The sequence below is a fragment of the Halomonas marinisediminis genome, from assembly GCF_004347715.1.
In the GTDB taxonomy this organism is placed as follows: Bacteria; Pseudomonadota; Gammaproteobacteria; order Pseudomonadales; family Halomonadaceae; genus Halomonas; species Halomonas icarae.
This window is the reverse complement of sequence record NZ_SLTR01000747.1, coordinates 1-230: the sequence shown is the minus strand read 5'-3', so window position 1 is coordinate 230 and position 230 is coordinate 1. Positions and strand designations below refer to the sequence as shown.

The following is a 230-nucleotide window of genomic DNA, read 5'->3' as shown; positions in this document are numbered from 1 at the left end:
CCTTTTTGATTGGCAATGGCTACTATTTTTCCCACGCTCTACCTCGCTATTATTCCTTGCGCGATAAGATTACTAGATGACGCTCGCCTTCCAATTGAGGAACTTTCAAAGGTTTGATATCGATCACACAACACCACTCTGGAAGTTCAGCAATCTCATCTTGTGATAATTGCCCCTTTAACGCGAGAAAGCGTCCGGTGTGCTCTTTAGGTAAGTGATGACACCACTCA

At 44.3% G+C, this 230-nt stretch carries 1 protein-coding gene; it reads right to left on the bottom strand.

Going from position 1 to position 230, the window contains the following annotated elements; translation table 11 throughout:
* Window positions 1–49: 49 nt before the first annotated feature.
* Window positions 50–230: RsmG family class I SAM-dependent methyltransferase (locus tag E0702_RS18410; RefSeq protein WP_205742157.1), on the bottom strand; the 181-nt coding region annotated here is incomplete at its 5' end.